Below are 12,793 nucleotides of genomic sequence, written 5' to 3'. Positions count from 1 at the left end.
TATTCTCTGCGGTTGCCGAGGCCGGGTGGGCAGAGCAATAGAAAAAACACTCCCGCAAAATTGGCGTAAAATTTCCTCAGGGCATGGTCGTTTCCCAAGCTTTCTTTTGCTTCCCTATCCTCTGCGTAGCTCTCTCTTTGGTTACCGTGAAACACACCCTCAGCGCCCTTGTGCAGGATCAGCCTGGCGTTTTAACCCGCATCGCGGGGATGTTTGCCCGTCGCGGCTTTAACATCGACAGCCTCACCGTCGGCCCCACCGAACGACCGGGGATCTCTCGCATCACCATGGTGGTGCAGGGAGATGAGCACGACGTGGAGCAGATGACGAAGCAGCTCTACAAGCTCATCGATGTGCTAAAAGTTACCGATATCACCCACGTCCCCTGTGTGGAACGGGAGCTGATGCTGGTCAAGGTGAATGCCAGCCCCGAGACCCGCTCCGCCATCATGGATGTCGCCCAAATGTTTCGTGCCCGGATTGTGGATGTGGCGGAGGAGTCTTTGACCCTCGAGGTGACCGGGGATCCGGGCAAAATGGTGGCGATCATCAAGATGTTGACCAGCTTTGGCATCCGCGAGATCGCCCGTACCGGTCTGGTGGCCCTCACCCGCGAGTCTGGCGTGAATACGGAATACTTGAAGCAACACCCCACCTTAGTGACCATCTGATGGCCTTACGAGAAGCGATGCCACAACCGGGGGAGAGGTGGCGGGGATCGGCTTGGCGCGGCGGAATTCGCAGGATCCTCGGCCTTGTGGCCATTGTGCTGGTGGGGCTGCTGGCCGGCTGCGGCCCCAGGCCGCCCAAGCCGATTGTGCAGCAGGCCCTTGCCTATCAGATCGCTCATTTGTCCGAGCCGGTGGCCTCCTTGGTGGGCAGTGAGCAGTTGTCGGCCCGGCTGGAAGTGCAAGATGTGAAAATCCGTCGGGATCGCCGTGAACCTTTGCTGTTGGCCTGTTGCTCCGCAAGAACAGGAGAAACGCTGGAAGGCCATCACCTCAGCGGTACCTACACCCTGATCGTGAAGCCGCCGGGATCCCGCCGTCCTTATCGCCGCAAAGGGGATCCCTTTCAGCTCACCTTGGCCCACCAAAAGGCACAAACTGTTGCTACGCAGCGCTCGCCTGACGCAGAGCCCCAAACCGTGCCCGAACGGTGGCTACTGGCCTACGGCTCGCCTGATGCTAAGACCTGGAGGGTCATCGACTTTCTGCCTCAGCCCGCACCGGCACCGGAGTTGCCTCCTGCCGAGCCAGAACCGGCCATCCCGGCAGCCTGATGCAAACCTGCCGCCGCTCACCGCAGCAAAGCCGCCCCCCAGGCAAAAAGACCATCCACCAACAGGGTATTTAGCACTGCTCCGGCAAAGGCCCAATGGTGCAGGCGGCGGGATCCCCGAATCATCCACAACCCAGCGCCCAGCAAGAGAAGGCCCAGGCCGATGCCCCAACTCAGGCCCCAGGGGGTAGCCATTTTGTCAAGAGCGGCCATGAAAGGGACAACCGCCTGATCCAAGCGGTCGAACTGCATCGCCTGTCGCCACTCCGGCAGCAAGCCCACCGAGTGAATGTAAAGATCGGTAATCGCCGTGCCCCACAGGGAACCGAGATAAAACCAGGAGCCGATGCGGGCAAACCGCTGCCGTGTCCCCCACCAGACAATCGGGATCCCCAAAGCTTCCACGGGCATGTGCCAAAGAGGCTCAAAGCGCAGCCAGCCCCAATACAGGGATCCCGCCAGCCAAGTCAGGGTAAAGCCGTAGAGCAAATCTCCCCACAGGCGGGTACGGAGCTGCGAGTAGAGATGCAAACTGAGGCCCAACCAGCCCAAAGACATCACCAAGCTCACCCAGGGGGCATATCGCACCAGGGGCGCTTGCACAAAAACGGGCAGGCAGACGAGCAGAGCCGCCATTCCCCCAATGGCATGGTGGGATCCGAAACGCCTTTGAATTGGGAGAGGGCGATGCTCAGATGACAGCAGAGGCTCATTTGGGAGAGGGGGCAAAAAAGGTGTGGAAGACAAAATGCAACATTAAAAACCTTTACATCAGTTAACATAGCACCTTCTTCGCCGTGACAGGAGCAGGAAAGCTCCGGGAGGCCGAAATGGGCATTCCCTCTCCAGAGATGCCAGGGTGGAAACGATGTGCTGGCCGGAGGAAACCGTATGGACTTGCTGTTGGCCGCAGATATCGGGGGCACCAAAACCAGCCTCAGCCTTGTCAATGCCGAGGATCCCGAGCACAGCCTTTATCATTGCCGCTACGCCAGCCAAGATTTCGTCAGCCTCGCCCCGATGGTGGGAGAGTTTCTGGCCCAGGCTCGGCAGGAGCTGGGTCGAGATCCACAGCCTGCTGCTGCCTGTTTTGCGGTGGCCGGCCCGGTGATGGAGCGAGCAAGGGTACAGACCGCCAAGATCACCAACTTGCCTTGGGATCTGCAGTCAAGCCAATTGGCCGCAGAGCTGGGGATCCCGCGCGTAGCCTTGATCAACGACTTCAGCGCTGTGGGGTATGGCCTGCTTGCCCTGGGCGATCAAGATCTGGACACCTTGCAAGTGGGTGAGCGTCAACCCCGGGCTCCGATTGGCGTGATGGGAGCAGGTACGGGTTTGGGGCAGGCTTACCTCACCTGGGGAGAAGGCGGCTACCAGGTTCATGCCAGCGAGGGAGGGCATGTGGATTTTTCCCCGCGCACCCCTTTAGAGTGGGAGCTTTTGAGGTATTTGCAAAAACGGCACGGGCGTGTCTCCACCGAGCGGGTGGTCTCAGGGCAGGGAATTGTTGCCATCTATCAATTTTTGCGGGATAGTCGGTGGGGGCAAGGGGAAGAACAGTTGCTGGCCCAAATTGAGGCTTGGGAAAAGGGGGCCGAGCCTGTTGACCCGGCAGCCCAAATTGCCAATGCCGCCATGGAAGCACGGGATCCGCTGGCAGTGGAGTGTCTGCGGCTTTTTATCAGCTTGTACGGAGCTGCGGTCGGGAACTTCGCCCTGCAACTGCTGCCTCGCGGGGGCCTGTTCATCGCCGGTGGGATCGCGCCCAAGCTCTTGCGCCTCTTGCACCAAGGAGAGTTTTTGTCCTCGTTTTTGGACAAAGGGCGGATGCGTCCTCTCCTGGAGCAACTGTCGGTGCAGGTGGTGGTGAATGCGCAGGTGGGGTTGAAGGGAGCTGCTCGCTATGCCGCCACCCTTTTGTCTGGCAAGACCACCCAGCCCAGCGGATGATGGCAACGATCCCCATTGATGCTGGAATCATGCTGGACAATCTTGTCCAGCCGTCCCTCGTCGGGATCCTAAACTTCATCCCTTGGCGGATGGGGCAAAATGGGATTGGATCTTTGCCGCATTGTTAGACTTCCCAATAGCGGGCAGCCGCCATCCAACCGATGATCGCCGTCCCTCAGCACAGTTATAGTCACTACCAAGTAGCAATGAAACGTTTCTCTACGTCGTTATTTCTACGCAACGCTGTCGCGAACGCGCCGGCGGCGCGGAGCGCTATCCCTAACTCCCCTCTCCCTCTGGGAGAGGGGTTGGGGGTGGTCGCGTTAGCGGCGCGGAGCGCTTGGGCACCTCTGGGAGAGGGGTTGGGGGTGAGGGTAGAGGCCCGGAGCGCTTGGGTCGGCGGCAAAGTGTCTTAATCTTGTTTGAAACGACTATAATCCGATGAATCCAATCCTCTGGGCTTTGAGCATAGCTCTGCTGCTGGCCGTGGGTCTGGCAGCCTACCTGTTGACTGCTCGCAAATACGAGTCTCCCGCATCCGTGGCTAAGTCTTACGACGAGTGGACCCGCGACGGGATCCTGGAGTTCTACTGGGGCGAGCATATTCACCTCGGCCACTACGGATCCCCGCCGCGGCGGAAGAACTTCATCCAGGCCAAGCACGACTTTGTCCACGAGATGGTGCGCTGGGGCGGGCTGGATCGGTTGCCGCCGGGGACGACGGTGCTGGATGTAGGTTGCGGCATCGGCGGTAGTTGTCGCATCTTGGCCCGCGACTACGGCTTTGTCGTAACCGGCATCACCATTAGCCCACAGCAGGTGCAGCGGGCCCAAGAGCTCACCCCCCCCGATCTGCCCGTCCGGTTTCAGGTGGCCGATGCCCTCAATCTGCCCTTTCCCGACGCCAGCTTTGATGTGGTCTGGTCCATCGAAGCGGGGCCCCACATGCCGGACAAGGCCCGCTACGCCAGCGAGATGCTGCGGGTGCTCAAGCCGGGAGGCATCTTGGTGGTGGCGGACTGGAACCAGCGGGACGACCGTCAAAAGCCCCTCAACTTTTGGGAGCGGCTGGTGATGCGGCAGTTGTTGGATCAGTGGTCGCACCCCGCTTTTTCCAGCATCGAGGGGTTTGCCGAACAGTTGCAAGCCACCGGGCTGGTGGAAGGGCAGGTGGAAACCGCCGACTGGACGCAAGAAACCCTTCCTTCTTGGCTGGATTCCATCTGGCAGGGCATTGTCCGTCCCGAGGGCTTGCTGAAGTTTGGCTTGGTAGGCTTGATTAAGTCGCTGCGGGAGGTGCCCACCTTCTTGCTCATGCGCCTGGCCTTCGGCACCGGCCTCTGCCGCTTTGGCATGTTCCGGGCGGTGCGGGCCGCCACGCCGGCAAACTCCGCCTCCCCAGAAGTAGTTGGCCACAGCACCCAATAAGAGACAATGACGATCCTTGCTCCCACTCCGGATACCCTGGACGCCCTCTACGACGTGATCATCGTCGGCGGCGGCATTGCGGGCCTGACTCTAGCTTGTGCCCTGCAGGGCTCCGGCCTGCGCTTGGCCCTCATCGAGGCCCAGTCGGCTGAGGCAGTCAGGCAGCGCCCCTTGGCCTATGCCCTTTCGCCGCTGTCGATCCGCATCTTTCGGGCCATCGGGGTGTGGGAGGCGCTGGCTCCCCACATCACGCCCTTTGCCCAGGTGATTCTGACCGACGCCAACGCTCCCCAGCGGGTGACATTTAGGCCGGAGGATGTGGGGGAAACGGCGGTTTTCTACTGCGGCGAACATGCTCGGCTGCAGCAGGTGCTCCAGGAGCAAGTAGCCGCCGATCCCAAGATCACCTGCTACTACGAAGCCAGGGTGGAGAGGGTAACCTACGGGAAGGTTGCCGCCGAGGTAGAGCTGGAAATGACACAGGGCCGGCGCCGACTGGCCGCCGCTCTGGTGGTGGCTGCGGACGGCCTGCGCTCTCCCGTGCGGCAGCGGGCAGGGATCCCTAGCGACGGCTGGGACTACTGGCAGTCGTGTATCACCGCCCTGGTGGCCCCTGCCCAAGACCACCAAAACATCGCCTACGAACGCTTCTGGCCTGCTGGCCCCTTCGCCATCCTGCCCCTGCCCGGCAATCGCTGCCAGGTGGTCTGGATCCTGCCCCACGAGCAGGCCAAAGCCACGCTGGCCCTTTCTCAGGCCGACTTCTTGGCCGAGATGCAGCGCTACTACGGCGTCCAGGGCGGCTGCCTCACCTTGCTGAACCCGCCCCAAGTCTTCCCGGCCCGTCTGCGCCAGAGCCGCCGCTACTATCAGCACCGCTTGGCGTTGGTGGGAGATGCTGCTCACCACTGCCATCCGGTGGCCGGCCAAGGGCTGAACCTCGGCATCCGCGATGCCGCTGCCTTGGCCCAGGTGCTGTTGGCTGCTTGGCAACGGCACGAGGATCTGGGAGATGTCAAAGTCCTGCGCCGCTACGGTCGCCGTCGCCGTTGGGAAAACTGGCTGGTGCTGCTCTTCACGGATCTACTCACCCGCACCTTCTCCAACTCCTACTGGCCCCTGGTGGTCTTGCGGCGCTGGATCCTGAGCGGGATGATGGCCTTTCCGCCCCTGCGCTGCTTTTTGCTGCGCCTGATGACTGGCTTGTGGGGAAGCCCTCCCTACAACCCCAGTTCCTCCTTGGCCTTCTGAGCTGCCCAAAGCACCTCCGCATCGGCGGCCTGGGACCAGTCGGGATCGGCGATCTCGGCGTAGAACCTGGGGTCGTAGGAGCGGGTTTGCACCACCACCGGCATGGGCACGGCATGGCCGAGGATCAGGGCCTGCTGTTTGGAATCCAGCTTGGCCAGCACTGTTTTCAAGTTCTGGCTGCCGGCTACCCCTGTGAACACGGCCTCGATATCTTGGTCGTCGTTGAGGAGGGCCGTGATGCGGGTGCCCAACTGCGACATCACCTCGCTGTCGATACTGGAAGGGCGCTGATCCACCACCAGCAGCGTGACAAAGTACTTGCGCATCTCGCGGGCAATAGTGCCGAAAATGGTCTGCTTGGCCGCCCGCGGATCCAGAAAGCGGTGCGCTTCCTCGATGGTGATGCACAGTTGCCGGGGCCGGTCGAGGGGATTTTTGGACTGCAGGTACCGCTCTGTCTGCTGCACATAGGCCTGGTGGATGCGGCGGGTGATGACGTTGGCTGCCAACATGTAGGAGAGCAGGTTGGACTGGGATCCGAACTCGATGACCACGTGGATGCCGCGGCTGAGGGCCTCCAAGATCTCGCCGATGTAGTTGTGGGGCAAGCTGTTGCGGATGTACTTGAGGTCGTCGAGGCGGGTGAGCTTGCGCTGCAGGGCCAGGATCGAGGCCTTGTTGCCCATCTTCTGTTCGCAAAACTCTTGAACCTCGGCGTTGGAGAGGCTCAAGAGCCGGCTGATCCAGTCGCGGCCAAACTCGTTGCGCAGGATAATGGCGTTTTCCAGGCTGGCCTCCGAGAGGTTGAGCTCCTCCGCCAACAGGGCCAGATCTTCCACCTCGATCTGGTTGTAGGCAATAAACAGTTCGCGGGCATCCCGCACCCCTCGCCGCCGGGTGGAATCGGGATCCAAGGTATAGATTTGTACCTGGCCGGGGAAGAGCTGCCGCAGCCCCTTGACAGTGGTGGCCTGCCTATCCTCGCTGGCCGCCTCCCAGCCGTACTCGGAGTGCATATCAAAAATTAGGTTCACCGCCGCCCGTTTGCGGATGATGCCCGCCAGGAGCAGGCGGGCCAGGAAGGATTTGCCGGTACCGGACTTGCCGAAGATGCCGTTGCTGCGCTCCACCCAGCGATCCAAATCTAGGCAAATGGGCACCGCCATGTCCAAGGGCTGACCGATGGCGAAGTTGCGCCGAGTTGGGTCCTCTTCCCAGCCGAAGACGGTGCGAAAGTCCAGCTCCCGCGCCTCGTACACCTGGGAAAAATGGGCCGGCACCGTTTTCACCGGCAACAGCTCCATCGCCTCGGCACCAGGAAGGGCTGGGCCGCCATCTTCTGGCCGCTTGGGATCAATGAGGGGGTACAGCCTTTCCCCTTCCGTCTGCCGCGGCACCAGCATCAGCATCGGCGTGAGGGCGATAACCCCGTAGGTGCCGGTACCTGCCAGCACCTCCTGCAGCAGGGTCTCTTCCGGGCGGGGGGGGTTGACCAGGATCTGGGGGTTGCTGGTTGCTAACGTAACGTCGGTGAGCAGACCGAAGAAGCGGTGGCGCTCCCCTTGAATCACCACAAACTTGCCCACCCGCAGGTCTTCTACCGAAACACCGGGGTTGAGGCGAGCTTCCAAGCCCCGACTCAGGGATCCCTGAATCACCGTGGCCAAAGGTTGGGAAGCGGTCATGGCGGTGAGACTAGTTCTGGGCACGGGCGCTGGTGCGGGGGGCGCCATCCTGCACGATCCAGGTGCGGACGATCTCCACCTCCTCCGGCGTCCAAAAGCCCAGACGGGAGAGGGGCAGCCCGCGGGCCTGGATGTAGGCGATCTCCGGGGATCCGCCGCGGGCCTGAGAGCGGTTGGGATTGTTGGCGTTGAGAATAGTGGCGTGGCGGCGCGTCCAGCGGGGATCGATCAACTCGCTCTTGGGATCCCCTGGCTTGACGTAGGCCAGAACCGCCTCGTAGCTATCCAGCAACTGGGTGCGCTGTCGCCCCGCCGGCTGGTGACAGCCGACACAACTGGCCTCCAGCAGCGGTTTGATGTCCCGCTCGTAGGTAAACTGCGGCTCGGTGCGAAAGCGCAGTTGGATGGCCTGCTCCAGCGGCAGCCCCTCTTGGGGGGCAATCGTAAGGGTGTAGTCGGTGCTGAAGCGCAAGGGATCTCGAGGCTTAAGCAACAACTCGTCTCCCTGCACGTCGAAAATGACCGCTGCCGGCGGCTCCAACTGAACCGCCAGCCGTTGTAGATTGGGATCCAGCGGTCGATCGAATTGCAGCCGAATGACTCCATCTATCAAAACATCCTGCTGTTCAGGGGCAGGTTGAGAAGAGACCCACTGTAAAGACGCATTCGACTGGGACCAAACCCACGGATGAGACCCGCTGATAAAGAACATTGCTGCCAACAACAACAGCCCCGCCCAAGTTCGCCACCGTCCCCAGTGGCGAAAGATATTCTGTACGGTCGGAGTGTTCATTGCCGCAGACCCAATTCTACTGTTGTCAGAATAGCGAACTTAATCCATGCTTCAGCCGTTGATGAGATACAGATCGTCAGGGATCCCCAGCGGATCATGAGGATCCCTTGTCTGGTAGAGTAGACGAACAATGAACGCCGGAGCAAAAAGAAGAGGCTGCTGCTCCCAAAGGCTGAAAATCATATTGAGGGCTTCACCCAAGCTGATAGGAGATCACCAGCAGGGAGAAGCAGTACAGGGAGACAGCCAATCAGTTGACGCGCTCCAGCTTGATGTTGTGGTGGCCCAACTTGATCTCGAACTCATCTCCGGGCTTGAGGCCCATCTTCTTGGTGTAGGCAGCTCCAATTAGGAGATTGCCATTCTTATGAACCGAAACCCGGAAGGTAGGAGCGCGGCCACGAGATCCATTTTCGTCACTGGCACCGAGATCCACGCCAACAGCCTTCAGCAGGGCATTGTTAAACTGCATCAGATTCACTCGCTCCTGACCATTCTTGGTGTAGGTGACATAGCCACAGGCGCGAGCTTTTTCCTTGCGATCCGCATTTCCCATTGAAGTTACTTTGTCGAGGAGCTCTTGGCCAGTGAGTGGTTTTGGTTTACTGGTTGTAGCCATATCAAGGTGGTTTTAAGGACAACAGTTAGTGTAGCCAGAAACAAACAGCGATTGCAATAGAGGTTCCTCCAATTCCTCTTTACCTTCCTATTAGAGAGAATAGGTTCGGCGGCTGCAATGGGATTGAAGGGTGATTGCGCAAAACAGTAGTGGAGAATTTTCTCTAGAGGCCAGAACCTGTGGGGGAGACTTTCGCGGAAGGGACAGGCCCTCAGGGCCAAGGGCATATAAAAGTGTCTTTGAGTGTCTCTAGACGCTGGATCCCCGCTGCGGCACCGGAGTTGAGCAAAAGCAGGGAAACTGGAAACAAGGCTGTTTGAGTGTCACTCGATATGGATCTCTTTTGGTCGGGACGGCGTCTTCTGGTTGGGGTGAGCGGGGGGATTGCTGCCTACAAAACGGCGGTTTTGGTATCTGCTCTGGCCCAGCAGGGGGCAGAGGTGAGGGTGGTTTTGACGAAAGCTGCAGAACAGTTTATCTCCCCGCTGACATTTGCCACCGTGTCTCGCCAGCCAGCTTTCACGGATGCCGAGTTTTGGCAAGCCACGCGGGGACGGCCGCTGCACATCGAGCTGGGGGAATGGGCCGAGGCTCTTCTGATTGCGCCGCTTTCGGCCAACACCTTGGGCAAGGTGGCCCAGGGGCTGGCGGACAATTTGCTCACCAATGTGGTTTTGGCTTGCCACTGTCCGGTGGCCCTGGCGCCGGCCATGAATACCCACATGTGGAAGGCTGAAGCGGTGGCCGAGAATTGGCAGCGGCTGCAACGGGATCCCCGCTTCTGGGCCTTGCCCACTGCCAGGGGCCGCCTGGCCTGTGATGCGGTGGGGGAAGGGCGTATGTTGGAGCCAGAGGCGCTGCAGGAGTATGTGCGGGCTCTGCTCTGGACAGGGGGGAAAAAAGACTGGCAAGGGAAGCGGGTGTTGGTGACGGCAGGAGGCACCCGCGAGCCCATCGACGCGGTGCGCTTTATCGGCAACCCTGCCAGTGGGCGGATGGGGGTGGCGCTGGCGGTGGCAGCCGCCTGTCGGGGGGCCGAAGTCACGCTGGTGCATGGGCCGCTGGGGATCCCCTTTGATCCAGCACCCTTCGCCATTCGGGCCATGCCGGTGGAGACGGCAGCCCAACTGGAGAGAGTTTTGCAGGCGGAATTTCCCCAGGTGGATCTTTTGTGGATGGCTGCCGCTGTGGGGGATGTGCGCCCCGCCCAGGTTTACGCGGGGAAACTGCCAAAAGGCGATCTGCCCCCCATGCTGCCCTTGGAGCCTGTCCCTGACCTGGTGGCAGCCCTGGCCCGCCACCGACGTCCCGGTCAGCTTCTTATCGGCTTTGCCGCCCAGAGCGGGGATCCCCTCCCCTCAGCCAAGGAGAAGCTGCAGCAGAAAGGGCTGGACGCCATTGTGGCCAATCCCATCGACCAGCCGGAGAGCGGCTTTGGCAGCAGCCACAACCAAGGCTACTGGATCCCGCGGCAGGGCAGCCCAGAACGGCTGCCTTGGACAACCAAGGCCACCCTGGCCCACCGGCTGCTGGATCTGGCCCTGCAGCTGGAGCCGAGCTGACCCCGAGGCCTCACTGTTTTGGCTTCGTATCTCGGCTGCGAGGGTAACGGTTCTCCCGGCGATCGGACCAAAATCAGGCCAAAATCAGGTACCTTTGAGGCTAAGCGCAGAGGGATCCGATGGCGATCATCGTTTTGAAAGCCTGGTATTTGGATTCGGTGTTGTCTGCCTCCCAAGTTCAACAGAGGGCTCCCGATCTGCGCCTAAGCCGTACCGGCCTCTTGAAAACGGCGATGCGAGCCGATTTCCTCGACGATGTGGAGCAGGTGAAGGCTTCTGTCTGGTGGCAGCGCTACTTGGAAGGGGAGCTGGTGGAGTTTTACATCGAGGGCAGCGGCGCCTACAGCATCTCCAACCTCGATTTGATCAGCCGCGAGATCTACTTTAATAAGCGGGCCACCCTGAACATGACGGAGCCGGTCATCTACTTTTGTGGCCAAGCGGATTACCCCGACTCCAGCGCCACGCTGCACCAGGCGTTGCAGGCGGTGGTGGAGACCATTAACCGCCATCACCAACCGGTTCTTCCGCTGCAACTGCAGGGATCCCTGCCCAGCGAAAGCGAGACACCTCTAATCGACGCGGCCCTGATTCGCAAGCTCAAGCACGCGCTACTGGTGGTGGCCGATGTCACCCCGGTGCAGGTGAATGGCCGAGGACGGCCTCTGCCCAGTCCCCAGGTCTGTTTGGAGTTGGGCTATGCCCTGCAAGCGAAGCGCCCCGAGCAATTGCTGCTGGTACAACTGCCCCGCGACGACATCGAGGGATCCTTTCCTTTCGAGGTGGAGGGCAGCAGTTTTTTGAAAATTGCCGATCCGCAGCGCCTGTCGGATCAATTGGGAGCCGAGATCGCCCGGCAGTTGCAGCGCAACCGGGTTATCTCCCTCTAGCCAGACGCACCTATCCAACTGCCCCTCGCAGCCGTTAGACTCTTGGAGATGGCCCCATCGGTGGGGGTACTGCTCTCCAAAACCCAAACGGCATCTATTGGCGCTCCCTTTTTGTGCAACCATGACTCTGGCTAATGCAAATTCTCTGGGTTCTCCGGATCGCTCTGCAGCAGGTTGGCAGAGAGGTTTGAACGGCCTGATGTTCCTGCTGCTGGCGGGAGTTCCTCTATCTTGGGTGGGGCACTTCCGAGGCTGGGATCCCAATCTGGTCTTCCTCTGTGCCGCCTTGGCGGTGGTGGCCTTGGCCAAGTTTATGGGTCAAGCCACCGAGGAGATTGCCGCCTTGACCGGGCCGACCATAGGGGGGTTGATCAACGCCACTTTTGGCAATGCGGCAGAATTGATCATCGGCTTGGTGGCGCTGCGGGCGGGGCTGGTGGAGGTGGTGAAAGCCTCGATCACCGGCTCGATCATCAGCAACCTGCTGCTGGTGGCCGGGCTGGCCATGTTTTTGGGCGGCATTAAGTTTCGCGAGCAGAGCTTTCGGCCCGAAGTGGCTCGCATGAATGCCTCGGTGATGAACCTGGCGGTGGTGGCCTTGATCTTGCCCAGTGTGGTCACCTATGCCGATGCCAACTTGGGAGCGCTCTCCATCCAAGAGCTGTCCACGGCGGTGGCTCTGGTGCTGATCGGGGTTTACGGCCTCACCTTGCTGTTTTCCCTCAAAACCCACAGTTACCTCTACGCTCTTCACGAGGCCGCAGCCGCAGAGAATGAGGCGGCCAATCGCCTGGCCCCCAATCCGGTTTTGCAGGCGGAGGGCTCCATTCCCCAAGTGTTGACGGCCCCGCCCGAGCAGCCTGGGCTATGGCCTTGGGTGTTGGCCCTTTTGGGGTTGACGGTGTTGGTGGCACTGGAGTCGGAACTGTTGGTGAGCACCTTGGAGCACACTCTGGAGCATTGGCACATTACCTCGCTGTTTATGGGGGTGATCTTGCTGCCGATCATCGGCAATGCGGCCGAACATGCGACGGCAATTACGGTGGCCATGAAAGACAAGATGGATCTCTCCTTCTCAGTATCTCTGGGCTCGACGATGCAAATTGCCCTGTTCGTGGCGCCCCTGCTGGTCCTGGCCGGTGACCTGCTGGGCCAGCCGATGAACTTTAACTTCGGCATGGTGGAGCTGGTGGCGATCGCCGTCTCGGTGTTGCTGGTCAACTCCGTCAGCAGCGACGGGCGCTCCAACTGGCTGGAGGGGCTGTTGCTCTTGGCCACCTATGCCATTCTCGGCATTGCTTTCTTCTTCTTAGATTGATGGAAGAACTTTAGCA

The 12,793-nt window shown here is 60.5% G+C and carries 12 protein-coding genes; 8 read left to right on the top strand and 4 right to left on the bottom strand.

The annotated features are described in order from the left end of the window. The first annotated feature begins 146 nt into the window (after positions 1–146). Both ilvN and NW851_RS04600 read left to right on the top strand, forming a co-directional pair. On the top strand, positions 147–671 hold the full coding sequence (ilvN, locus tag NW851_RS04605; RefSeq protein WP_414333369.1) for an acetolactate synthase small subunit: 525 nt from the start codon (positions 147–149) through the stop codon (positions 669–671). Further along, complete coding sequence (locus NW851_RS04600) at positions 671–1,282, top strand: hypothetical protein (protein ID WP_414333347.1); 612 nt, start codon at positions 671–673, stop codon at positions 1,280–1,282. Before ilvN ends, NW851_RS04600 begins: the two co-directional genes overlap by 1 nt. A 17-nt stretch (positions 1,283–1,299) precedes the next feature. Here the strand turns inward: NW851_RS04600 and NW851_RS04595 are convergent, their stop codons facing one another. Further along, positions 1,300–1,917: a DUF3120 domain-containing protein gene (locus NW851_RS04595; protein ID WP_414337160.1), complete on the bottom strand. Its 618-nt coding sequence runs from the start codon at positions 1,915–1,917 to the stop codon at positions 1,300–1,302. Positions 1,918–2,172: 255 nt separating this feature from the next. Here NW851_RS04595 and NW851_RS04590 point away from each other — a divergent pair, with 255 nt between their 5' ends. The 3 genes from NW851_RS04590 (at position 2,173) to NW851_RS04580 (ending at position 5,910) form a co-directional block, all read left to right on the top strand. After that, the gene (locus NW851_RS04590; RefSeq protein ID WP_414333351.1) at positions 2,173–3,231 is read left to right on the top strand and encodes a glucokinase; all 1,059 of its coding nucleotides are present in this window, start codon (positions 2,173–2,175) and stop codon (positions 3,229–3,231) included. 441 nt (positions 3,232–3,672) lie between these two features. Beyond that, positions 3,673–4,659: a methyltransferase domain-containing protein gene (locus NW851_RS04585; protein ID WP_414333352.1), complete on the top strand. Its 987-nt coding sequence runs from the start codon at positions 3,673–3,675 to the stop codon at positions 4,657–4,659. Positions 4,660–4,665: 6 nt separating this feature from the next. Continuing rightward, positions 4,666–5,910 carry an FAD-dependent hydroxylase gene (locus NW851_RS04580; RefSeq protein ID WP_414337159.1) on the top strand — a complete coding sequence of 415 codons (1,245 nt, stop codon included), beginning with the start codon at positions 4,666–4,668 and terminating at the stop codon, positions 5,908–5,910. Here the strand turns inward: NW851_RS04580 and NW851_RS04575 are convergent. From NW851_RS04575 to NW851_RS04565, 3 genes are all read right to left on the bottom strand, one after another. Then, positions 5,880–7,595: a helicase HerA domain-containing protein gene (locus NW851_RS04575; protein WP_414333356.1), complete on the bottom strand. Its 1,716-nt coding sequence runs from the start codon at positions 7,593–7,595 to the stop codon at positions 5,880–5,882. The two genes, NW851_RS04580 and NW851_RS04575, sit on opposite strands and share 31 nt — an antisense overlap. A 10-nt stretch (positions 7,596–7,605) precedes the next feature. Then, positions 7,606–8,388 carry an Ig-like domain-containing protein gene (locus NW851_RS04570; protein ID WP_414333358.1) on the bottom strand — a complete coding sequence of 261 codons (783 nt, stop codon included), beginning with the start codon at positions 8,386–8,388 and terminating at the stop codon, positions 7,606–7,608. 250 nt (positions 8,389–8,638) lie between these two features. Next, positions 8,639–9,007 carry an AbrB family transcriptional regulator gene (locus NW851_RS04565; protein WP_011432615.1) on the bottom strand — a complete coding sequence of 123 codons (369 nt, stop codon included), beginning with the start codon at positions 9,005–9,007 and terminating at the stop codon, positions 8,639–8,641. A gap of 332 nt (positions 9,008–9,339) precedes the next feature. On the opposite strand from NW851_RS04565, the gene coaBC reads away from it, so the two are divergent. The 3 genes from coaBC to cax all read left to right on the top strand — a co-directional run bounded on the left by coaBC (position 9,340) and on the right by cax (position 12,777). After that, a complete protein-coding gene (gene coaBC / locus NW851_RS04560; RefSeq protein WP_414337158.1) occupies positions 9,340–10,569 on the top strand; it encodes a bifunctional phosphopantothenoylcysteine decarboxylase/phosphopantothenate--cysteine ligase CoaBC in 1,230 nt (409 codons plus the stop codon). A 119-nt stretch (positions 10,570–10,688) separates the two neighbouring features. Continuing rightward, positions 10,689–11,459, top strand: a complete 771-nt coding sequence (locus NW851_RS04555) for a hypothetical protein (protein WP_414333360.1) — start codon at positions 10,689–10,691, stop codon at positions 11,457–11,459. Positions 11,460–11,658: 199 nt separating this feature from the next. Next, positions 11,659–12,777 (top strand): calcium/proton exchanger, encoded by a 1,119-nt coding sequence (gene cax, locus NW851_RS04550; protein WP_414333372.1) that lies wholly within the window; start codon positions 11,659–11,661, stop codon positions 12,775–12,777. Positions 12,778–12,793 lie beyond the last annotated feature (16 nt).

It is taken from the genome of Synechococcus sp. H55.7 (assembly GCF_047462395.1).
Lineage (GTDB): Bacteria > Cyanobacteriota > Cyanobacteriia > Thermostichales > Thermostichaceae > Thermostichus.
Note: the sequence above shows the minus strand (reverse complement) of the source record. Positions and strands in the feature narration are given on the sequence as shown.